Annotated in this window: 26 protein-coding genes; 22 read left to right on the top strand and 4 right to left on the bottom strand. The window is 46.2% G+C overall.

Annotated elements, in window-relative coordinates; translation table 11 throughout:
- Window positions 1-13 precede the first annotated feature (13 nt).
- Window positions 14-373 (bottom strand): YugN family protein, encoded by a 360-nt coding sequence (locus AC3WTF_RS01815; RefSeq protein ID WP_047935686.1) that lies wholly within the window; start codon window positions 371-373, stop codon window positions 14-16.
- 140 nt (window positions 374-513) lie between these two features.
- Here AC3WTF_RS01815 and AC3WTF_RS01810 point away from each other — a divergent pair, with 140 nt between their 5' ends.
- From AC3WTF_RS01810 to coaD, 9 genes are all read left to right on the top strand, one after another.
- Window positions 514-957 carry a CBS domain-containing protein gene (locus AC3WTF_RS01810; RefSeq protein ID WP_017417724.1) on the top strand — a complete coding sequence of 148 codons (444 nt, stop codon included), beginning with the start codon at window positions 514-516 and terminating at the stop codon, window positions 955-957.
- Between the two features lie 84 nt (window positions 958-1041).
- Window positions 1042-2082 (top strand): CAP domain-containing protein, encoded by a 1041-nt coding sequence (locus AC3WTF_RS01805; RefSeq protein ID WP_007409690.1) that lies wholly within the window; start codon window positions 1042-1044, stop codon window positions 2080-2082.
- Between the two features lie 164 nt (window positions 2083-2246).
- Window positions 2247-2657 (top strand): YlbD family protein, encoded by a 411-nt coding sequence (locus AC3WTF_RS01800; protein WP_007409691.1) that lies wholly within the window; start codon window positions 2247-2249, stop codon window positions 2655-2657.
- Between the two features lie 15 nt (window positions 2658-2672).
- Entirely contained in the window at window positions 2673-2912 is a 240-nt protein-coding gene (locus AC3WTF_RS01795) for a YlbE-like family protein (RefSeq protein WP_003154475.1), read from the top strand.
- A gap of 70 nt (window positions 2913-2982) precedes the next feature.
- A complete protein-coding gene (gene ricF, locus AC3WTF_RS01790) occupies window positions 2983-3432 on the top strand; it encodes a regulatory iron-sulfur-containing complex subunit RicF (RefSeq protein ID WP_003154472.1) in 450 nt (149 codons plus the stop codon).
- A gap of 58 nt (window positions 3433-3490) precedes the next feature.
- Window positions 3491-3763 (top strand): YlbG family protein, encoded by a 273-nt coding sequence (locus AC3WTF_RS01785; protein WP_003154470.1) that lies wholly within the window; start codon window positions 3491-3493, stop codon window positions 3761-3763.
- Window positions 3764-3853: 90 nt separating this feature from the next.
- Entirely contained in the window at window positions 3854-4063 is a 210-nt protein-coding gene (locus AC3WTF_RS01780; protein ID WP_007409692.1) for a hypothetical protein, read from the top strand.
- Window positions 4063-4617: a 16S rRNA (guanine(966)-N(2))-methyltransferase RsmD gene (gene rsmD, locus AC3WTF_RS01775; protein WP_007409693.1), complete on the top strand. Its 555-nt coding sequence runs from the start codon at window positions 4063-4065 to the stop codon at window positions 4615-4617. The genes AC3WTF_RS01780 and rsmD overlap by 1 nt, the downstream gene beginning before the upstream one ends.
- 4 nt (window positions 4618-4621) lie before the next feature.
- On the top strand, window positions 4622-5104 hold the full coding sequence (coaD, locus tag AC3WTF_RS01770; RefSeq protein WP_007409694.1) for a pantetheine-phosphate adenylyltransferase: 483 nt from the start codon (window positions 4622-4624) through the stop codon (window positions 5102-5104).
- An 18-nt stretch (window positions 5105-5122) separates the two neighbouring features.
- On the opposite strand, the gene ylbJ is transcribed toward coaD, so the two are convergent.
- Window positions 5123-6349: a sporulation integral membrane protein YlbJ gene (ylbJ, locus tag AC3WTF_RS01765; RefSeq protein WP_003154466.1), complete on the bottom strand. Its 1227-nt coding sequence runs from the start codon at window positions 6347-6349 to the stop codon at window positions 5123-5125.
- A gap of 179 nt (window positions 6350-6528) precedes the next feature.
- Between ylbJ and AC3WTF_RS01760 the strand changes: the two genes are divergently transcribed.
- Window positions 6529-7308 (top strand): patatin family protein, encoded by a 780-nt coding sequence (locus AC3WTF_RS01760; RefSeq protein WP_014304961.1) that lies wholly within the window; start codon window positions 6529-6531, stop codon window positions 7306-7308.
- A 5-nt stretch (window positions 7309-7313) separates the two neighbouring features.
- Window positions 7314-8336: a SepM family pheromone-processing serine protease gene (locus AC3WTF_RS01755; protein ID WP_007409697.1), complete on the top strand. Its 1023-nt coding sequence runs from the start codon at window positions 7314-7316 to the stop codon at window positions 8334-8336.
- 18 nt (window positions 8337-8354) lie between these two features.
- Here AC3WTF_RS01755 and AC3WTF_RS01750 read toward each other — a convergent pair whose 3' ends face one another.
- Window positions 8355-9602 carry a nucleotidyltransferase gene (locus tag AC3WTF_RS01750; RefSeq protein ID WP_007409698.1) on the bottom strand — a complete coding sequence of 416 codons (1248 nt, stop codon included), beginning with the start codon at window positions 9600-9602 and terminating at the stop codon, window positions 8355-8357.
- Between the two features lie 208 nt (window positions 9603-9810).
- Between AC3WTF_RS01750 and AC3WTF_RS01745 the strand changes: the two genes are divergently transcribed.
- From AC3WTF_RS01745 to gerR, 3 genes are all read left to right on the top strand, one after another.
- Entirely contained in the window at window positions 9811-10329 is a 519-nt protein-coding gene (locus AC3WTF_RS01745) for a YceD family protein (protein WP_007409699.1), read from the top strand.
- A 21-nt stretch (window positions 10330-10350) separates the two neighbouring features.
- Window positions 10351-10530 carry a 50S ribosomal protein L32 gene (gene rpmF, locus AC3WTF_RS01740; protein WP_003154457.1) on the top strand — a complete coding sequence of 60 codons (180 nt, stop codon included), beginning with the start codon at window positions 10351-10353 and terminating at the stop codon, window positions 10528-10530.
- A 157-nt stretch (window positions 10531-10687) separates the two neighbouring features.
- On the top strand, window positions 10688-11263 hold the full coding sequence (gene gerR / locus AC3WTF_RS01735; RefSeq protein ID WP_003154450.1) for a sporulation-specific transcriptional regulator GerR: 576 nt from the start codon (window positions 10688-10690) through the stop codon (window positions 11261-11263).
- Between the two features lie 39 nt (window positions 11264-11302).
- Here the strand turns inward: gerR and AC3WTF_RS01730 are convergent, their stop codons facing one another.
- Window positions 11303-11785, bottom strand: coding sequence for an N-acetyltransferase (locus AC3WTF_RS01730; RefSeq protein WP_007409700.1), 483 nt, complete (start codon window positions 11783-11785; stop codon window positions 11303-11305).
- 162 nt (window positions 11786-11947) lie between these two features.
- Here AC3WTF_RS01730 and AC3WTF_RS01725 point away from each other — a divergent pair, with 162 nt between their 5' ends.
- From AC3WTF_RS01725 to AC3WTF_RS01690, 8 genes are all read left to right on the top strand, one after another.
- Entirely contained in the window at window positions 11948-12829 is an 882-nt protein-coding gene (locus AC3WTF_RS01725) for a 2-dehydropantoate 2-reductase (RefSeq protein ID WP_032866078.1), read from the top strand.
- Window positions 12830-12915: 86 nt separating this feature from the next.
- A complete protein-coding gene (bshC, locus tag AC3WTF_RS01720) occupies window positions 12916-14535 on the top strand; it encodes a bacillithiol biosynthesis cysteine-adding enzyme BshC (RefSeq protein WP_492314164.1) in 1620 nt (539 codons plus the stop codon).
- A 125-nt stretch (window positions 14536-14660) separates the two neighbouring features.
- A complete protein-coding gene (gene mraZ / locus AC3WTF_RS01715) occupies window positions 14661-15092 on the top strand; it encodes a division/cell wall cluster transcriptional repressor MraZ (RefSeq protein WP_007409703.1) in 432 nt (143 codons plus the stop codon).
- A 69-nt stretch (window positions 15093-15161) separates the two neighbouring features.
- Entirely contained in the window at window positions 15162-16097 is a 936-nt protein-coding gene (rsmH, locus tag AC3WTF_RS01710; protein ID WP_020955783.1) for a 16S rRNA (cytosine(1402)-N(4))-methyltransferase RsmH, read from the top strand.
- Between the two features lie 39 nt (window positions 16098-16136).
- Window positions 16137-16490 carry a cell division protein FtsL gene (ftsL, locus tag AC3WTF_RS01705; protein ID WP_003154442.1) on the top strand — a complete coding sequence of 118 codons (354 nt, stop codon included), beginning with the start codon at window positions 16137-16139 and terminating at the stop codon, window positions 16488-16490.
- 6 nt (window positions 16491-16496) lie between these two features.
- Entirely contained in the window at window positions 16497-18641 is a 2145-nt protein-coding gene (gene pbpB / locus AC3WTF_RS01700; RefSeq protein ID WP_492314163.1) for a penicillin-binding protein 2B, read from the top strand.
- 113 nt (window positions 18642-18754) lie between these two features.
- A complete protein-coding gene (locus AC3WTF_RS01695) occupies window positions 18755-20674 on the top strand; it encodes a stage V sporulation protein D (RefSeq protein WP_007409706.1) in 1920 nt (639 codons plus the stop codon).
- 195 nt (window positions 20675-20869) lie between these two features.
- Complete coding sequence (locus AC3WTF_RS01690; RefSeq protein WP_003154436.1) at window positions 20870-22342, top strand: UDP-N-acetylmuramoyl-L-alanyl-D-glutamate--2,6-diaminopimelate ligase; 1473 nt, start codon at window positions 20870-20872, stop codon at window positions 22340-22342.
- Window positions 22343-22439 lie beyond the last annotated feature (97 nt).

Below are 22439 nucleotides of genomic sequence, written 5' to 3'. Positions count from 1 at the left end.
CTGTACTTTTTTATTACATTTGCACTGTTTTTAATGACTCTTCCAATTCAAGCAGTAAAGCTTTGCTTTCAGCGACGACATGTTCCGGAAATTCTTCAGCGCTGCCGTATTCTACGCCGTGCGGATAATAATGCTTTCCTAAAAGAGGGGCCTTCAGCTGAATCACGGCCCGGCTGCCGCCGACATCGCCCTCTTTTGCCGTTCCTTGAATCCGCAGATAAAATGTCCCCTCAGGTACTGAAAACTTTTTGTCGTAAGTCACTCTTTCATAATCCCATTGTCCAGCCAGAATGACCCCTTTACCTTCCATCAGATCATTCAAGCGGCTGAGCTCCGCTGTTACCCCTTCAAGACCGCTGTTTTCAAACTTCAAACCTTCCCCCTCCTTTTAAAAATGCCCTTTCCTGACAATCATAGTATGAAAGCGTTACACTTTCAATGATTCATACGGTGAAAGTATGCAAAAAGAAAAATTTGACGACAATAGTAGCAGAAAAAAGGAGGAATTCCGCAATGACAAAGATCAATAAGCTCATGACGTCAGACTTGCAATATTGTACAGTATTAGATAATGTATATGAAGCTGCGGTGAAGATGAAAGACGCAGATGTCGGCGCCATTCCGATAGTGGATGAAGACGGCGCCACACTTGTCGGGATCGTGACAGACAGAGATCTCGTATTACGGGGAATTGCTTCAAAAAAGCCGAACTCTCAAAAAATAACCGACGCAATGACAGAGCGGGTTATCAGTGCAGAAGAAGACGCCTCTGTGGAGGAGGTGCTCCATTTGATGGCTGAACATCAGCTCAGAAGAATTCCCGTCACAAAGGATAAAAAACTGGTCGGCATTGTTACGCTCGGCGATCTTTCGTTGGCCGAGCAATCAAATGAGCAAGCAGGCCGAGTGCTGTCTGACATTTCTGAAGACGGCGGTCCGGAGGGGTTTATCCATTAAACATAAATCACGGACGATGCAAATAGGCTGTACTGTATAAGAGTAAACAAAAACAGAACGGTTTGAACATATGGGGGTGAGAGGTTGAAAAATATCGCAAGGGCTCTCGTTATCCTTTTGCTTATTTACGGAGCGTATGTTCTGTTTATACAATATGGATCGGCTCCTCAGAAAAAGACGGATCAGGAGGAGCCTCAGGTTTCCAATGAAGAAGAGAGCGGAAAACGGCTGAAAATGCCGTCATCCGGACTGCTTTCTCTCATGGGGAAATCTGCCGCCGATGTGAAAAAGAAACTTGGGGAACCGTCCCGGAAAGATCCTTCTGCCTACGATTACGAGTGGTGGGTGTACAACCAGGGGAAAGACCAATACGTACAAGTCGGTATTTTGAATGATAAAGCCGTGACTTTATACGCTTCGGGAAGCGGCATCAACGCAAAACCGTTTAAGATCGGCGAATCGACTGGCGAAGTTTTTAAAACGACGCAGGTTTCTCCTTTTGTCAATGTGACTGACAAGGGAAACACGTATCGGTTCGAGTTTTCTGAAGAAGATATCAATACCCGTCCCACCGTTAAGATAGGCGGAATGTATGTTCAGCTGTACATGGACAAATTTGACGGGAATCTGTCAAGCATCAGGGCATTTGATGCGGAAACACTTGTGAAACAAAGGCCGTATGAGGTCATGTACAGAGGAAAGCTGACAGAACCCGAGCCTGTTTCTGATAAAAAATGGAACGACATTGAACGAGCGAGTGAGCAGCAGATTCTCGATATTACAAATGTCATCCGCGTAAAACACGGACTTGCAAGGCTGAAATGGGACGAAGGCGCCGCAAAAGTGGCATTCGGTCACAGCAAGGACATGAAGGATAACAAGTATTTCTCTCACGTCTCAAAGAAATACGGGACTCTGAAGGACCGCTTGGAAAAAGGCGATGTGAAATACCGGGAGGCCGGTGAAAATATTGCCTACAACTATGTGGACGGTCCTGCAGCCGTTGAGGGCTGGCTGAACAGCGAAGGCCACAGAAAGGCGCTGTTAAGCCCGGATTATACGCACCTCGGTGTCGGCGTTGATCAGAAGTATTATACGCAAAACTTCATTAAGCCTTGGCAGTAAAAAACCGCAGAGGGGCGCGTCCCCCGCGGTTTTTTTATGTTTTTTCGCGAGCGGCGCTCCTGTTGAAAAAAATATACCTGCTTTTTTTCGCAATTTAGGCGAACATTAAGGCGCATGAACCGATACATTATAGCAGGCAAAACTTTTCGGAGGGGGTGAGAATTGTGGCGAATCAGCAATCACGGCAATCAATCGATGATTTTAAACAATTCGTAAAAAAGCATCCCAAACTGATCCAAAATGTTCGCAAGGAACAAAGAAGCTGGCAGGAAGTCTATGAAAACTGGGTTCTTCTGGGCGAGGATGATCCGATATGGGACCCTTTTAAAGACGAGGCCGTTCAGCCTTCTTCCGACGCGGAAACCAAACAGGAACCAGCTGAAAAAAACGATTTCGTTTCAAAAATGGTCACTGCCGTCAAAAAGATGGATATCAACCAAATGAATGAGCAGATCAATAAAATGAGCCAATCCATTTCATCATTGCAAAGCCTTTTAAGCCAATTTTCGGGGAGCAGCACGAAGCAGCCCCGGCAAGGCTCCGGACAACATCCTTTTTCGTTCAGAAAGGATTAAAGAAGGGGATCGTGTATGCGAAAAGAGGTTCAGGAATTCATATCCGCAGATGAGGAACGGAAACGGTTTATACGGCAGCGTCCCGTCTGGTACCGCAGACTTGCGAGAAAACCGGACGATCTCAATTCCTTTCAGCTTGACATGATGAATTTTTATGAAAAGACGATACCGCATCGGGTAAGCCAATTCTCAAACGGGATTCAAATGGCGCAGATGATGATGCAGATGGTTCACGCCATGCGTTCACAGGATTAAAAAGCGTTTAAACGCCGCATTTTCCAATTGGGTGGTTTCATGGTAAACTAGCAACTGGAGGTGCGTATTTATGTATGCAACAATTGAGTCCGTCAAGCTTCAAAGTGAAGCGGAGCAGCTTGCCGGCATGATTCTGCAGTCTGAGACGGCTGAAAATTACCGCGATTGTTACAAGCGTCTCCGTGAAGATGAAGAGGCAGGGCGGATCATTCGTTCTTTTATGAGCGTTAAAGAGCAGTATGAGGATGTGCAGCGCTTTGGCAAATACCATCCTGATTATAGAGAGATTTCCCGCAAAATGAGAGAAATGAAACGGGAACTGGATTTAAACGATAAGGTGGCCGAATTTAAAAAAGCGGAGACTGAGCTTCAGTCGCTGCTTGACGAGATCAGCATTGAACTCGGAACGGCCGTCTCGGAGCATGTAAAAGTTCCGACGGGGAATCCTTATTTTGACGGCCTGTCATCCTGCGGCGGCGGGTGCGGTTCCGGCGGCGGCTGCGGATGCAAAGTTTCCTGACGAGACGGCCGTCTCGTCTTTTACATAAAATGAACAGAAAGTCAGGCGGGTGATCATGATGGAAAATAAGCGCCAAGGCATAATCGTATATCTGCATTCCTTAAAACACAGCAAAATGCTGAGAAAATTCGGCAACGTTCATTATGTTTCCAAGCGGCTGAAATACGTTGTGCTGTATTGCGATATGGACCTAATCGAAAAAACAATGGAAAAGATTTCTTCTTATTCATATGTGAAGAAGGTAGAGCCTTCTTATAAACCTTTTTTAAAGCTGGAATTTGAATCAAAGCTTGATAAGGCGAAAGAGTACGATTATAAAGTCGGTATATAAAAAAATCCCCGCAGATACCTGCGGGGTCCTTCTATTCCTTAACAAGTTAAGGAGAAGGAAAAGGGAGAGGAGAAACCGGAGGAAGAACTTATGGGGAAACGTAAGTCTTCTCCGCGGTTGGCAACAACATCATTCATTGATGCTGTTACACGTAGTCTTGACAGGAATGTGAATATGTATACACGTTTTTCACGTTCATTGTTTGAAAGAATGCTTTATGATAAGATAGGGATTGTTTTGATACATAACGGCTCAGCCGATGAGAAACATCAAAGTTTTCAGAAAAAGTGGTGTGAATAATGAGAGTAATTTCCGGTTCAAGAAAAGGACGAGCCTTAAAGGCTGTGCCGGGCACATCAACAAGGCCGACGACGGATAAAGTAAAAGAGTCTATTTTTAATATGATCGGCCCGTATTTTGACGGAGGAACGGGGCTTGATTTGTTTGCGGGGAGCGGCGGTCTCGGGATTGAAGCGCTGTCGCGCGGATTTGACCGCTGTATCTTTGTGGATCGTGATTTCAAAGCCATCCAAACGGTAAAAGCGAATATCAAAGCGCTTGATCTGCTGTCTTCAGCGGAAGTATACCGCAATGATGCAGAGCGGGCCCTCTATGCCGCGGCGAAACGGGAAAAAGGTTTTGACGGAATTTTCTTAGATCCTCCGTATAAGGAACAAAAGCTGAAAGCGCTTATCGAAATGATTGATGAGCAGAACATGCTGAATGAAGACGGTTTTGTCGTAGCCGAGCATGATAAAGCCGTTGCGCTTCCTGAAGCCGTCGGCGCGCTTTCTGTAACAAGAAGGGAAATTTACGGGCTTACAGGAGTGACGATATACCGAAATAGGGGGTAATGATGTGGCAAGTATAGCTGTATGTCCCGGAAGTTTTGATCCCGTCACCTACGGACATCTGGACATTATCAGACGGGGGGCAAACGTGTTTGAGCAGGTGTACGTATGCGTGCTCAATAATTCTTCTAAGCAGCCGCTGTTTACAGTAGAGGAACGATGTGAGCTGTTAAGAGAAGTGACAAAAGACATACCGAATGTTACGGTCGAGACGTCACAGGGACTGTTAATCGACTATGCGAAAAAAAAGCGGGCGAAGGCGATTATCAGGGGGCTCAGAGCCGTTTCTGACTTCGAATATGAGATGCAGGGGACTTCCGTCAACCGCGTGCTCGACGAATCAATAGAAACTTTTTTTATGATGACGAACAATCAGTACTCTTTTTTAAGTTCAAGCATCGTAAAAGAAGTCGCAAAATATAACGGGCCTGTTTCAGAGTTTGTTCCTCCGGAAGTTGAACAGGCGCTGATGCAGAAATTTAAAGGATGAGAAGCGCTGATTGGCGTCTCATCCTTTTTTTGTCCGTGCTGACAGCCTGTAACAATAAATCAATGCGTATACGGCGAGAGCTGTCAGCGTGATGGCGGGACCGGTTTCAACAAGTGTATTCCATCCGCTGACGGCAGCAGATCCTGCGTCCTGATCGCGGAAAGGGAGGAATACGGACTGGTAAGGTTCGTCCAACGCAAGGTAAAGCGGCTTCCACAGTAAGAGAATAAAGAGTGCGGCATAAATGCCCTGAAGGATACGCGCCGCGAAAAACGGTTTAAAGCGGATATCTGTTTCCGATAAAATGCCGGCTACCTGGGCCTGTACGGAAAGGCCGCTGAACCCGAGAATAAAACTCACAATCATGGCTTTCGGCAGCAAGGCGGCATCAGCTTCACTGACCAGCTTGCTCCCAAGTGTAATTTCAAACATTCCGCTGATAAGAGGGATGTCCAGATTTGCCGGAAGATGAAAAAGCGAAAGCAGCGCGTTTGTAAATACAGAAAGCACATCCATGACTTGTACGATTGATAATAACCGGCTGAACACCGAAAACAATATAATAAAACCGCCCACCATCAGCAAGGTTTGTACAGAAGAGGTGACGGCGTCGCCCAAAATTTTTCCGAGCGGCCGCTTTTCCGAAAGCCGCGCCTTGTGGAGGGCCAGAAATGCTTCCTTCAGAGAAGGGAGAGCGATCGTCTTTTTACCGGTATACGCCGCTTCTTCTTTCCGTCCGTATGAACGCATCGTCAGGCCGACGGCGATGTTTCCGAGATAGTGAGCCGATGCCAGCAGAATGCCGAGAGACGCGTTATGAAAAAAGCCGACTGCCACAGCCGCAAATATAAATAACGGATTGGATGAATTGGTAAAAGAGACGAGGCGTTCAGCCTCTACTCTGGAGATTTGTTTATCCTGGCGCAGCCGTGCAGTCAGCTTCGCGCCGGCCGGATTGCCTGAAGCCATGCCCATAGCCAGTACAAATCCGCCGACTCCCGGCACTCTGAAAATGGGACGCATAAAGGGTTCGAGTAAAAGGCCGACAAATTTGACAATGCCGAATCCGATTAAAAGCTCAGATAGAATAAAAAACGGAAGCAATGAAGGAAAAACTACCTCCCACCACATGGAAAGACCGGTTTTGGAGGCTTCGAATGAGGCCTGAGGGTGTGAAATAACCGTAGCCGTCAAAAAAATGAAAAACAATGAAATCAAAAATGTATGAAACTTAGACAAATTCATTCTTACCTCCCCGATGCTAAAATTGCACACTGACATTTATATCATGATAAAATATAGAACAGACCTTAAAGGCGGCCGGGCAAGTACCTATTTGTCATCCTGTACTAATATACGAGCATAGGGGTTCAATTTAGACCATAGAATTCATGTATAGGATGTCTATTAGGGGGTTCGTCGCGTTGGCCAAACCTACAATCGGGTTAGCGTTAGGTTCGGGAGGGGCAAGAGGCATCGCTCATCTCGGAGTGTTATCCAGTTTACATAAGCATCAGATTCCAATTGATATGATTGCCGGCAGCAGCATGGGAGCGTTAGTCGGGAGCTTTTATGCGGCCGGGCATGACGTGGCCACGATGAAAAAAGTCGCCAAAGCATTTAAGCGGCGGCTGTACGCGGATTATACGATGCCGAGGCTCGGATTTTTAAAAGGAGACCGCATCAGGCAGCTCGTTCATGCCTATACGTACGGCAAGCCGATAGAAGAACTGCGGATCCCGCTCGGCATCGTGGCCTGCGACCTTCAGACCGGCGAAAAACTCGTTTTTACGAAAGGTTCAGTGTCCGAAGCCGTCCGCGCGAGCATCAGCATACCGGGCGTTTTCGTCCCGCAAAAAATGAACGGACGTATGTTAGTCGACGGCGCGGTGGTCGACAGAATCCCGGTTTCCGCCGTAAAAGATATGGGTGCTGATATCGTCATCGCCTCTGACGTATCCCGGGTGAAAAAAACGGAAAAGGCGGCACATATTTTTGATGTAATCATGCAAAGTATGGATATACTGCAAAATGAATTGGTCCGTCACCAGACCATTGCCGCAGACGTCATGATCCGCCCTTCTCTTGAATCATTCAGCTCAAGTTCTTTTGCCAACATTGATCATATGATCACAGCGGGCGAAGAAGCCGCAGACCGGATGATCGGCCGGATTAAACAAGAAATAGAGAACTGGGAGGGCTAACTCATATGAAAGCAAAACATTTTCGCTGGGTGTTTATCATCCTGATCTTATTAATCGCTGTTACATTTATTAAGCTTCCGTATTACATCACACAGCCGGGAGAAGCATCAGAGCTGAGACCGCTGATTAAGGTGGACGGAGGCTATCCTGAAAAAGGAAGCCTTTCCTTGATGACTGTCAAAGTAGGCCCCGCCAATCCGTATACATATCTTTGGGCGAAAGTGCATCCTTACGAAGAAATCGTCCCTGATGAAAGCATAAAAGAAGAGGGCGAATCGGACTCGGATTATATGAAGCGCCAGCTGCAAATGATGAAAAGCTCCCAAGAAAACGCGGTCATTGCCGCTTATCAAAAAGCCGGGAAACAGGTGAAATACTCATTTAACGGCATTTATGCCAGCTCAGTCGTCTCTGACATGCCGGCAAAAGGAAAAATAGAGGTCGGTGATAAAATCATCAGCGCGGACGGGAAAACATACGAATCCGCTGAAAAGCTGATTGATTATATCAGCAGCAAAAAAGCGGGGGAAAAAGTAACGTTTCACATTGAACGGGACACGAAAGAAAAGACCGTTGACATTGTGCTGAAATCATTCCCGGACGACCCGAAAAGAGCGGGAATCGGTGTCGCATTATATACGGACCGGAACGTGAAAGTGAAGCCGGATCTTCATTTCAGCATTGAAAACATCGGCGGGCCTTCTGCGGGTCTCATGATGTCTTTAGAAATTTACAACCAGCTGACAAAACCTGACGAAACAAAAGGCTATAATATAGCCGGAACGGGGACAATCGACGTGGACGGCAAAGTCGGACCGATCGGCGGAATCGATCAGAAAGTCGTCGCCGCAGACAAAGCGGGAAAAGATATTTTCTTTGCGCCGAATCAAAACGGAGCTGAAAATTCTGATTACAAAAATGCGGTAAAAACGGCGAAAGCAATCAAGTCCGATATGAAAATCGTCCCTGTCGACACCATGCAGGACGCACTTGACTATTTGGATCAGCTGAAAGTAAAAAGCACCTGATACAGACAGGTGCTTTTTTTACGCATTCAAAAAACACTTTTCGTCTTCATCATAGCGGATCGGCGCTTGTGAAAATTCCTGTTTCTCAAACAATGTGCGTTCAGGTTCGTTTATCGGCAGGCTGTAAACCCGTCCCGCCAGTATGTCCAGATCCAGAGCGGGATGAGAGAAAGAAGAGAGCTTGCTGACGAGAGGTGCGGTAAGCTCTTTTTTCTTTGCCGACAGGTACGCCTGTCCTTTTTTCGTCATTCCGAGAAGACGGATATAAGGAGCGCTTGAAGGCTGCAAGAGCCGATGCATGTCTTCTTTTTTCGTCCGTGTCAGAATGTGCGTGTTCATCCGCTGCAGCCTCGTCCACGTGTATCGTTTTGTTTTCAATCGTTCCATCATTTCGCGATAGGATCGGGCTTGTCTGATGGTGCGCAGAATTCTGTGCTCAAGGCCTTCTTCCACTTCATAGATTCGGCTCAATTCTTCAGCGGAAAGAGTGCTGAGGCTGTATTTTACATATGAAAAATAGTCTTCCGTGCTGTGCCATATTCCGTATGATTTTCTGTATGCCTCCAGCTCACGCGCAGACGCTTCCGGGAGAAAGCTCCTTGCGGCCGCCGTTCCTTTTTCTATCAGCGCTTTCCGGATGCTTGTTGCGCTGGCTATCCGGCTGTTATCTCCGGGAAGCTCGGCGTCATGATATTGGGAAGCGATTCTGGCTGTCGTATAAGGCTTCATAGCGGAACCGGAGGTGTGTATCGCTCTAACATAGTGAAAACCGAGAATATTGTTCGGCTTGGACAAATCGAGCATGTCCCGCCCTTTGAATATGTGTGAAAAAGCTTTTGAGGCGGCGGCCGGATAGCTGAGACCCTTTTTCAGCTCCTCTTTCAGAATCAGGCTGCAGTCATCTTCCTTTCGGCTGAACGCTTCAGACGCTTCAAGAAAGGATTCGATCCGCCCGTTTTCGCTGCCGAAAAACAAGCTGCTGCATCCTAAATGATGAAGAAGCGAAACGCTGCCGCGCGCGAATAATTCCGCTTTTTGTACGGCATATATATAAGGGAGCTCAATGACGATATCCACGCCGTTTTCCAGCGCCATTTTTGTCCGGGCCCACTTTGAGACGGCGGCCGGTTCCCCGCGCTGCAAAAAAGGGCCGCTCATCACCGCCGCCGCGACGCTGCTGTCCGTTTTGATTTTTGCTTGTTCCGCATGATAGCGGTGTCCATTATGAAAGGGATTATATTCAACAACCAGGCCGACTGCTTTCATATTTGTCCCGCCTTTCTTGCTATGTTTTGCTTCGTGTGGTACATTTGCAAATGAAGTGCATATTTTAGTCCGTTTCGTTTAGTGTATGCATAGCCTATCCGGCTGTCAACGATTGCATGACGGCGGCATTATGCTGTAAAGAAAAAATATTGACAAAAACATTCTGAAAAGCTATAATCATGTTTGTTGCTTTCCTGAGGTGATACAAATGAAATGGACGATTTATCAGCTTCATCAAATGGCGAAAAAGAGCTTTGAATTTGATGAAACAGTTGAGTTAAATGAGCTGACAAAATTGAATTCTGACATCCGCCGCATTTCTCCCGTCCGGGTGAAGGGCCGCGCGGAGATTGAATCCAAGCAAGTTTCGTTTGACTTTACGATTTCAGGCGAAATGGTTTTGCCGTGCTCAAGAACTTTAGTTGATGTGCCGTATCCATTTACAATCGCGACAAAAGAACTGTTTAGATTTCATAAGTCGGATGATATAGAAGATGAGGACGTTCATTTTGCTGAAGACGATACCGTCGACTTAACTCCGATCATAAAAGAAGAGATTCTTTTAGAAATTCCTATGCAAGTCTTTTGTGAAACTGAACAAAAAGAAGGAGCCGCTCCCCAAGTGGGGAAGGATTGGCAAGTGATTTCTGAGGAAGACAAGAAAAATCAAATCGACCCCAGACTTGCGGATCTGAAAAAGCTCTTAACACAAGATGATGAATCTTAACTCTTTAAGGAGGTGGGAATAATGGCTGTACCTTTTAGAAGAACTTCTAAAATGAAAAAAAGATTGCGCCGTACACATTTCAAACTAAATGTACCTGGTATGACAGAATGCCCGTCATGCGGAGAGATGAAATTGTCTCACCGTGTATGTAAAGCATGCGGATCATACAACGGCAAAGACATAAATGTTAAAAGCAATTAATGTATGAAGAAAAGCGCGGGAATCTTGGTTCCTGCGCTTTTCTTTTTTTTGCCCCTCCAGCCTGCTCCCGCCGAAAAAATTGTGAGCCCCAGTAGTCTATCTAATCTATCAGCGGCATATGTATGAGGTAAATGAGCAAATATGGAGGGAGATACGATTGACGATAACGAGACAAGACGCGTGGACGCAAGATGAAGATTTGCTGCTGGCAGAAGTGGTGCTCAGGCATATTCGGGAAGGCGGGACCCAGCTTTCCGCTTTTGAAGAAGTCGGCAGAGCGCTGACGAGAACGGCTGCCGCCTGCGGGTTCAGATGGAATTCTTATGTCAGAAAACAATATCAGTCAGGGATAGAACTGGCGAAAAAACAGCGGAAGGAATTAAGAAAGCAGATCGGGGTGCATTCCGCCAATCTGCCGGGAACCGTCAAACAGCCTCCGATCCGCAGGGCGGAAGGAGAAAAAGAGCTATCCATTGATGATGTCATTTTGTTTCTGCAGCAATTTAAAGAGTCGCCAGCCGCAGCGGATGTGCGTCATGAAAAAGAAAAACTCACAGAACAGCTGACCGCGCTGCAAAAAGAAGTCGAGGATCTGCGTGAGGAAAATGAAAGCTTGAGAAACAAGCTGGAGATGACGGAAGAAGATTATAAAGCGTTAATTGACATTATGGACAGAGCGAGAAGGATGGTCAATTCAAAAGAAGACGACAGAAAATCGGCGCAGAGCCTGTAAAATGAACCGGCCTGGGGGCGGCGCCCCGCCGGTTTTTTATTATGCCGTTTCTCCGGATGTCATTTCACCGTCCATATCGGGATGCCAAATATAAGGATTTTCTCCTTTATCACGCGCCATATCATATTTAACGGGCTCAAAATTCATCTTATCCCAGAAATCTGCTGATTTCATGCGTGAATTTGTCCTGATCGGCATTCTGAAGGATTTTGCAAAATCAACAAGCGCTTTTCCGTATCCGTTGTTTTGATAGCCCGGAAGAACCTCAAGCTTCCAAAGTTCCAAAAAGTCCTGACGGTGATCAAAATACGGATTCGCGCCTCCGTTTACCTGATATAAACTCATTCTCGCCACTAGTTTATCCCCGAAGTAAATCCCGTAAAAAGGCGAGGTGCTGTCATTTTCAATGATATTATCCTGAAGATCTTCAAGCATCGACAGCTCCTGCATCCCGTATTCCTTAAACCTTTTAAATTCTTCGAGTGTCTTAAAGTTGATGAGCAGTCGCTCTATTTTCAACACAAACTCCCCCTTTGTTGTGTTCTACCATTATTGTAAACGCTTTAATTGAAAATTCCAACTATAATATGCTTGCCAGTCTTTTTGCTCAAAACGAAATTGAAGTAATTTGCGGCGGCTTCTGCTATGATAATATGGAAAAATGCAGATATAGGGTGTGACAGTGTGAAAATCGGAATTATCGGCGGCGGAGCGGTAGGCCTTTTATGTGCTTACTACTTATCGTCCCGCCATCAGGTAACGGTCATTACGCGGCGGACGGAGCAGGCTGATGCGATTAACTCAGGCGGTATACGGCTTTTGAAAGACGGAATAGAATGTACGGCGGCATGCAGAGCGCAAACAGGCATCATTTCCGGATTCGACCTCTTAATCGCAGCCGTTAAACAGCACCAGCTAAGTGCTGTGTTGCGGGATCTTGAGACGATAAAAGGGACGAATGTGCTGTTTTTGCAAAACGGCATGGGACACATACACGACATTAAAGATTGGCATACGGATCATTCGCTTTATGTCGGCACTGTTGAGCACGGAGCAAAAAAGATATCAGATCATGCCGTTGAACATACGGGAGCGGGAGCCGTAAGATGGAGTGTATTCAGCGCATCCCGGCCGGAAACGCTCAAAAGCATCTTTTCCGGCATGCACCGGGATTTTCCCGTATATGATGAAAACGACTGGTATCGGCTTTTAACGGGAAAACTGATCATAAATGTATGCATCAACCCGTTAACTGCATTGCTGCGCGTGAAAAACGGAGAGCTGTTAAGAAATGACGCTTACAAAAAGTATATGAGAAACGTGTTTGAAGAAGCGGAGACAATACTTGGCCTCGCCGATAGAGAAAAAGCGTGGAACAAGGTTTGCGAAGTTTGCAGACTGACGGAAAAAAATCATTCTTCCATGCTCGTCGATATCATGGCAGGCAGGCGGACAGAGGCCGATGCGATTATCGGCTACCTTGTAAAAGAAGCGGAAAGCCGCGGATTGCCGGCCGTTCATCTCACGTTTTTACACCGCAGCATAAAAGCGTTAGAAAGAAACTGAAACAAAGTCTTTTGAGGTTTTCCGGTAACATGCTATACTCATTTCGGAAACCTAACTATTTATTGGAGAAAGGAAGTTCCAGACAGATGCAGCTAACTGAACTTTCCATCAAAAGTCAAAATAAGTTTGTGCAGCACTATATAGATGGAGAAAACATGTCTTCATTTTTTGATTATGATATTCATTCAGAGGACGTATGGCAAAAGCGGCTTCATGACCTGTCTTCGCGGCCGTTTGCCAGAGAGGAATTAGCGGATTATTTATCCTCCTATCACGAAAAATTTTACTCCGCCGCCATGCAGGCCTCCATCGAAAAACTGAGAGATCCAAAAAGCGCAGCGGTAGTAGGCGGCCAGCAGGCCGGTCTTTTAACGGGGCCTCTTTACACCATACATAAAATTATCTCCATTATCGTACTTGCCAGACAGCAGGAAGAGGCGTTGCAGATTCCTGTTGTTCCGATTTTCTGGGTGGCGGGTGAAGATCACGATCTGGAAGAAATCAATTTTGTGCATACGTCAACAGAGAATAAAGGTCCGGTGAAACAGAAACTGCCGCAGTCGTACTGGAAAAAAACATCGGCGGCTAAAACCGAGCTTGATCAGGAAAAATGCGCGGCTTGGATTGATGAAGTGTTCGCTGCTTTTGAGGAGACGGATCACACAAACACACTCCTTCAAAACGTGAAGCGATGTTTACGCTCATCAGAGACATTCACGGACTTTTTTGAGCTGTTGATCGCCGACTTGTTTCAAGAAGAAGGCCTTATTCTGATGAATTCGGGAGATCCGGGGATTAAAAAGCTGGAAACGGGTATGTTTCAGCAGATTTTAAAACACAATCATGAGCTTGCCAAAGCCGTGTCAGACCAGCAGCGTTTTATGCGGGAAGCCGGTTATCACCCGATTATTGAATCGGACAAAGATCAGGCCAATCTGTTTTACGAACATGAGGGAGAGCGTTTCTTAATTGAAAAAGAAAACGGCGTTTTTGTCATTAAGGAGCTTGACCTGAAGTGGACGAACGACGAGCTTCATACCCATATGGAAGAAAAACCGGAATGTTTCAGCAATAACGTTGTGACAAGGCCGCTTATGCAGGAGTTTCTCATCCCGACTCTGGCGTTTATCGCGGGACCGGGGGAGATCAATTATTGGGGTGAGCTGAAGCGGGCTTTCTCATTAATGGGCTTTCGCATGACTCCGGTAGTGCCGAGACTGAACATTACGATTCTTGAGCGCCATATTGAAAAGAAGCTTTCAGAACGGAATATCCCGCTTCAGGAAGCGATCGAACACGGCACCGGACACCTGAAAGACACTTATTTTGAAGAGCAGATTCCGGAAGAGTTTTCTTCTGTAATGGAACAGGCGAAGTCGCAGATTGAAGCTGTCCATAAACGCGCAAGGGACGAAGCGCTGAAGGTCGATTCAAGCCTTGAGCCGCTCTTACAGAAGAATGCCGCCTTCATTCAAGATCAGATCTTGTTTTTAGAACGGACGGTAACGAAAAGAATTGAAGAAAAAGAAGGCTTTGTGCTGCGTGACTATGAAAGAATCCAAAACAGCATCAGACCGCTCGGCGCTCCGCAGGAACGGATTTGGAATGTGATGTATTATCTGAACCGCTACGGTCCAAAATTCTTCACAACCTTCAAACATCTGCCATTTTCTTTTCAAAACCAACATCAGATTGTCAAACTTTGAAATAAAGTTTTAAAGAACCCTGAATAGTTCAGGGTTTTTTTTTATGTGTAAACAGTGTAAAATGAGGTTGTGGAGAGAAGTGGCGGATAGTGGTGAGTTTAGGGGAGAAAGTGGGGGTCCTTATCATGTTTATGGGTGAATACCGGCATACTGTTGATGCAAAGGGCCGCATGATCGTACCCGCAAAATTCAGAGAAGGCCTTGGTGAGCAATTTGTGCTGACCAGAGGACTGGACCAATGCCTTTTCGGCTATCCGATGAATGAATGGAAGCTGATTGAAGAAAAGCTGAAGGCTCTGCCGCTCACCAAAAAAGACGCCCGCGCATTTACCCGATTCTTTTTTTCCGGTGCGACCGAATGCGAACTGGACAAGCAGGGAAGGGTTAATATTGCGTCATCTCTTCTGAATTACGCAAAACTGGAAAAAGAATGTGTTGTCATCGGGGTTTCCAATCGAATTGAATTGTGGAGTAAGGTAATATGGGAACAATACACAGAAGAGCAAGAAGATTCATTCGCTGAAATTGCTGAAAACATGATTGGATTTGATATATAATGGATCTTCGTGCATCACAACAACAACTGACAATTCAATTCATTCCTGATAAAGGTGGGACCGACACAAATGTTTCAGCATAAGACAGTACTTCTTCGTGAAACCGTCGACGGTTTAAATATCAAACCGGACGGAACCTATGTGGACTGCACCCTTGGCGGCGCCGGGCACAGTACATATTTATTGCAGCAATTATCGGAAAAAGGACGCTTGATCGCCTTTGATCAAGATGACACGGCACTTGAAAACGCAAAGAAAACATTGTCCGAATACAAAGGACAGCTCATTCTGGTGAAAAGCAACTTTCGTTATTTAAAAGAGTGTTTACATGAACACGGCATTACGAGTGTCGACGGAATTTTATTTGATTTAGGAGTATCCTCTCCGCAGCTTGATACACCGGAACGGGGATTCAGCTATCATCATGACGCACCGCTGGACATGAGGATGGACCAGTCGGCCGCCCTTACGGCGAAAGAAGTCGTAAATGAATGGCGGTATGAGGACCTTGTGAGGATTTTCTTTAAATACGGAGAAGAAAAATTCAGCAAGCAGATCGCCCGAAAAATTGAAGAGGCAAGAGAAAAAACGCCTATTCAAACAACCGGCCAACTGGTCGATCTAATAAAGGACGCGATACCGGCTCCGGCAAGAAGAAGCGGAGGTCATCCGGCCAAACGTGTATTCCAAGCCATACGAATCGCCGTAAACGACGAGCTTCAAGTATTTGAAGAGGCCCTCTTGCAAGCGATAGAGGTGCTGAAGCCGGGCGGAAGGGTGTCTGTGATCACTTTTCACTCGCTGGAAGACAGAATGTGCAAGACGACATTCAAGGAAAAATCATCACTTCCCGAACTGCCTCCGGGTCTTCCTGTGATACCGGAAGAATTTGAACCGGAATTAAAGCTGATTACAAGAAAGCCCATTACGGCATCAAAAGAGGAGCTTGAAGAAAATAACCGCGCCCGGTCAGCGAAGCTCCGCATTGCGGAGAAACGAAAATAACGGGCAGCAAATGACAACATTAAAGGAGGTCATCAGCCTATGAGCAACTTAGCTTACCAGCAGGAAAAACAACAACGGCCAGTGATAAGTCCCGAAAAAAAGGTGATTGTCAAAAAGAGGGCTTCCATTACACTCGGGGAAAAGGTGCTGCTCGTCCTGTTTGCCATTGCCGTTCTCTCCACATCAATGTTTATCGTATCAAAGGCATACGCGGCGTACCAATCCAATATTGAGGTGCAAAAACTGGAGGAGAAAGTATCTGAGAAGAATAAGCAGATCGGTGATCTCGAAAAGACGGCTGCTGACTTAAGCCAGCCGCAGCGCCTGATGGATATCGCTAAAAAGCACGGTTTGAATCTGAAAGATAAAAAAGTGAAAAACATACAGGAATGATAGCCCATGCCGAAAAAAAATAAGTTTATGAACAGAGGAGCAGCGATACTCAGTATTTGTTTCGCTCTCTTTTTCTTTGTCATTCTCGGGAGAATGGCGTACATTCAATTAACCGGTAAAGCAAACGGTGTAGAACTTGCAACAAAAGCGACCGAGCAGCACGAAAAAAAGCGGACGATAGAAGCGAGCCGCGGCTCTATTCTTGACCGGAACGGCAAAGTGCTTGCAGAGGACACGGCGACATATAAGCTCATTGCCGTGCTTGATAAAAAAATGACGAGTGATCCGAAGCATCCTCAGCATGTCAAAGACAAAGAGAAAACGGCGGAAAAACTGGCGACCGTTATCAATCTTGATAAAAGCGAGATTCTGGACATCTTAAACAGGGATGGCGCGAAGCAGGTGGAATTCGGTTCAGCCGGCCGCGATATCTCTTATGCGAAAAAACAAAAGATCGAAAAAATGAATCTTCCGGGTATTTCTTTCTTAAGAGATACGAAGCGCTATTATCCGAACGGTGTATTTTTGTCAAATGTTCTCGGCTATGCCGATGTGAATGAAAAAACAAACGAGATACAAGGCTCTTTAGGGCTTGAAAAAATACTGAATAACTATCTGACGGAACGCGACGGATCCGTCACTTACGAAAGTGATAAATCCGGCTGGAAACTTCCGAACAGCAAAGAAAAAATCACCGCACCTAAAAACGGTGACAATGTATATTTAACCATTGATCAGAAAATTCAAACCTTTTTAGAAGACAGCATGACGAAAGTAGCGGAAAAATATAAACCGAAAAAAATTATGGCGGCTGTCGTAGAACCGAAAACAGGCAAAGTGCTTGCGATGGGGCAGCGTCCGAGTTTCGACCCGAATATCAGAAACGTCACCAATTATTACAACGACTTAGTGTCGTACGCGTATGAACCGGGATCGACGATGAAGATCTTTACGCTTGCTGCGGCGATTCAGGAAAATGTGTTTTCCGCAAACGAGAAATATAAATCAGGAACATATAAAGTGGGAGGCGGACCTGTTAAAGATTGGAACGATGGCGCCGGCTGGGGCATGACAAGCTTCCATGACGGCCTTATGAGGTCATCCAATGTTGCTTTTGCCAAACTGGCCAACGAAAAACTGGGGTTTGACCGGTTTAATGAGTACCTGCACAAATTCGGGCTCTATCAAAAAACAGGGGTTGATCTGCCCGGTGAAGTATCAAGTAAAATTAACTACAAATATGATTTTGACAAAGCGTCTACGGCTTACGGCCAAGCATCGGCGATAACGCCGATCCAGCAGCTTCAGGCCGTCACGGCGATTGCCAATAACGGCAAAATGATGAAACCTTACGTCATTGATCATATTGTCGACCCCGATACGAAAAAAGTCGTCAAGCAGACAAAACCAGAGCAAGTAGGCACGCCGATTTCAGCCGATACGGCGAAAAAAGTCCGGAATCTGCTCGGAGAAGTCGTGACGTCAGACATCGGAACGGGAAAACCTTATAAAATTGAAGGATTTGACGTCGCGGGTAAAACGGGAACCGCGCAAATCGCCGGGACGGGCGGATATTTAAAGGGAACGAGCAACTATGTGTTTTCATTCATGGGCATGGCGCCGAAAAATGATCCTAAGCTCGTCATCTATGTAGCCGTGCAGCAGCCGCAATTAAAAGCGGGGCAAAGCAGCTCTGATCCTGTCGCGGAAATCTTTAACCCGACGATGAAAAACAGCCTCCACTACATGAATATCGAACCGACGGAAAAAACAGATTCCGGTCAGGAAGAAACGAAAAGCCAAAAGATGCCTGACCTGACAGATAAGACGGTCAAGAGCGCTGAGAAGGAAGCGAAAAATGAACATCTCACACCGATTGTCATCGGCAGCGATGTTGCCGTAAAAGAGCAGTATCCGACAGCCGGAGAAGATGTGATCACCAATCAGAAAATCTTCTTAAAAACAGACGGAAAGATGACGATGCCGGATATGTCCGGATGGTCGAGACGGGAAGTGCTTCAATTCAGCAAAGTATCAGGCATTCACATCGATGTGAGCGGTGAAGGTTACGCTTCAAGCCAAAGTGTGAAAAAAGGCAAAGAACTGAAAGAAAATACCGTGATCAAGGTGAAATTTAAAAATCCTGATTAACGGGACAGAGAAGTCCGCGGATGCCCGCGGGCTTCTTTTTTATGCGCCGCCGTTCTATGTGTCCAAGCTGAGGCATAAATTGAAACAAGCCTAAATAAGGAGTGGACGGTCCCTTGCGCGTTTCAAATGTAACGGTTCGAAAACGTTTATTACTGGTTTTGCTTATTGGCGTAATCATTTTTTTGATCATTGACAGCAGATTAGGCTATGTCCAATTTGTGATGGGAGAAAAGCTGACTTCACTGGCTAAGGATTCCTGGAGCCGGAATTTGCCGTTTGAGCCTGAGCGGGGAGAGATTCTTGACCGAAACGGCGTGAAGCTGGCTACTAATAAAAGCGCGCCGACCGTCTTTGTCGTACCGCGCCAGATCCAAAATCCCATCAAAACGGGCAAGCTTCTCGCGTCAGTTTTAAATATGTCGGAAGAGAAGGTCTACAAACACATTACTAAGAAAACCTCCATAGAAAAAATCTCACCCGAGGGGCGGAAAATTTCCAATAAAAAAGCGAAAGAAATCAAAGCGCTCGACTTAAAAGGGGTTTATGTGGCTGAAGACAGCATCCGCCATTATCCGTACGGAAGCTTTTTGTCCCATGTTCTCGGTTTTGCCGGTATTGATAACCAGGGCCTTCTCGGTTTGGAGGCTTATTATGATGATGACTTAAAAGGTGTCAAGGGATCCGTAAAATTTTATACGGATGCCAAGGGGAAGAAAATGCCTGATGAAGCGGATGATTACACCCCTCCGAAAGACGGACTTGATATGAAACTGACGATTGACGCCAAGGTTCAGACGATTATAGAAAGAGAGCTCGACAATGCAGCGGCGAAATATAACCCGGACGGAATGATTGCGGTCGCAATGAATCCGAAAAACGGGGAAGTGCTCGGCATGTCAAGCCGTCCTGATTTTGATCCGGCTGACTATCAATCGGTGGATCCGTCTGTTTACAACCGGAACCTGCCGGTATGGAGCACATATGAACCGGGTTCGACCTTTAAGATTATTACGCTTGCGGCGGCTCTTCAAGAGCAAAAAGTAAACTTGCAAAGAGACCACTTTTATGACAAAGGATTTGCCGAGGTCGACGGCGCCCGCCTCCGATGCTGGAAAAAGGGCGGGCACGGTTCGCAATCTTATCTTGAAGTCGTTCAAAATTCCTGCAACCCCGGGTTTGTACAGCTGGGGGAACGGCTCGGAAAACAAAAGCTGTTTCAATATATTAAGGACTTCGGTTTTGGAAAGAAAACAGGCATTGATCTGCAAGGGGAAGGAACGGGGATCTTATTCCCGCTTGACAGAGTCGGCCCGGTCGAACAGGCGACAACCGCTTTCGGACAAGGGGTTTCCGTCACGCCGATTCAGCAGGTGGCAGCCGTTTCCGCAGCAATAAACGGCGGAACGCTTTATACTCCGTTTATCGCCAAAGAGTGGGTTGATCCCGTTACGAAAAAAACCGTTAAGAAACAATCGCCGATTGCGAAAAGGCAAGTTATTTCCCAGGAAACGTCAAAGCAGATCAGATATGCTTTAGAAAGCGTCGTCGCTCAGGGAACGGGGCGGAATGCCTTTGTGGAAGGATATCGCGTCGGCGGAAAAACTGGAACGGCACAAAAGGTAAAAGACGGCAAATATCTCGAAAACAACCATATCGTCTCCTTTATCGGTTTTGCGCCGGCTGATGACCCGAGCCTTGTCGTGTATGTCGCGGTTGATAATCCGAAAGGCACGATTCAATTCGGGGGAACCGTCGCCGCGCCGATTGTCGGAAATATGATGAGAGACAGTCTGCCTGAGCTCGGCGTGAAACCGCGAAAAAATCAAATCGAGAAAAAATATCAATGGAACGACACAAAAACAATAGAGGTTCCGAATGTTGTAGGGATGTCTGTCTCTGATCTTGAGTCGCTGCTTGTCAATTTGAATATTGACTCCTCAGGAAAAGGAAGCAAAATTGTGAAACAATCACCTGCAGCCGGAACGAAAGTAAAAGAAGGCTCAAAGATCCGTGTTTACTTGAGTGAAGAATGAGTCTTTTTGAGGCAGCCGATTGTTTTCGGCTGCCTCTTATCATAAAGAGAAAAAAAGAAGATAACTTTTAAGATTAACTGGATGTATCCTTTTATTTACGCTAAAATATGAACTGTATGTTTAAAAGCCATTCTGACTTTTATAAACGGTTATCATGATAAAAGAATGAATAGAATTTCTGAGAGGTTTGATACAATGAAACTTACAAAGCTGCTTACATATTTAATGGCCGAACCTGTTCAAAATGACTTTCATGACCCTGACATAACTTCAATTGAGATGGACTCCAGGGAAGTGAGAAAAGGGAGTCTTTTTGTGTGTATAAAAGGGTATACGGTAGACGGACATGATTTTGCCCAAAAAGCCGCAGAAAACGGCGCAGCGGCCATCGTTGCCGAGAAAGAGCTTGACGTCGATGTTCCTGTCATTATCGTCCGCCGGTCACAGCGGGCGCTCAGCGTTCTTTCTGACGCGTTTTACGGGCAGCCGACAAAGCAGCTTCAGCTTATCGGCATCACCGGCACAAACGGCAAAACATCAACGACGCACATGGTTGATGAGATTTTCAAAAAAGCGGGAAGACAGACCGGTTTAATCGGAACGATGTACATTAAAATCGGGGATGAGACATTCCCGGTCAAAAATACAACGCCCGAAAGCGTCACACTGCAAAAAACGTTCAAGAAAATGAATGATGAGCATGTTGACACAGCTATTATGGAAGTGTCTTCTCACGCTCTGTCACTCGGCAGGGTTCACGGCTGCGATTATGATATCGCCGTATTCACGAACCTGACGCAGGACCATTTAGATTATCACAAGACGATGGAAGACTACAGACAGGCTAAAAGCCTCCTGTTTTCCCAGCTGGGCGGCTCCTTTAACCACGAAAAGCCGAAGCGGGCCGTTTTAAACGCAGATGACAAAGCCAGTGCTTATTTTGAAAAAGTGACGGCGGCGCACATCCTTACATACGGAATCGAGAATGATGCCGATGTCATGGCGAAACAAATCGAGATCTCTGCGCAAGGCACAAGCTTTGAACTCGTTACGCCAAAAGGAACAAAGCAGATCACAGTTTCACTCGTCGGCCGCTTCAACGTGTATAACGTACTGGCTGCAGCGGCGACAGCGATCGCAGCGGGTCTGCCGTTTGATACGATCACAAGCGCTCTTGAAGAGCTGCAAGGTGTCAGAGGCCGGTTTGAACTGGTGAATCACAATCAGCCGTTTCCTGTGGTTGTCGATTACGCGCACACGCCTGACAGTCTGGAAAACGTCCTGAATACATGCAAAGACATGACAGAGGGCAAGCTTTTCGTCGTCGTCGGCTGCGGCGGAGACCGGGACAAAACGAAACGCCCGAAAATGGCGGAAATTGCGGTGCGGATTGCCGACGAACCGATTTTCACTTCAGATAACCCGAGAAGCGAGGACCCGCTGGCCATATTAAGAGATATGGAAAGAGGGGTAGAAGGCACTTACTATCACAGTATCGCAAACCGCGAGCAGGCTATCTTTTTTGCCATTGCCAACGCGAAAAAGGGAGATGTGGTTCTGATTGCCGGGAAAGGGCATGAAACCTATCAGCAGATCGGCAATGAAACATTCGACTTTGATGACGCCGAAGTAGCGGGAAGAGCTATTGTTGAGCTGAATAAAAAGTAAAACAGGAAAGAGTGTTAGAATGAGGGAAATGAAAAGAATTACGGGGACACAATGTGAATATGATAAATACGTATGTCGTTTGAACGAAACGGGAGGA

This window comes from Bacillus sp. EB106-06-01-XG163, from assembly GCF_058791615.1.
Note: the sequence above shows the minus strand (reverse complement) of the source record. Positions and strands in the feature narration are given on the sequence as shown.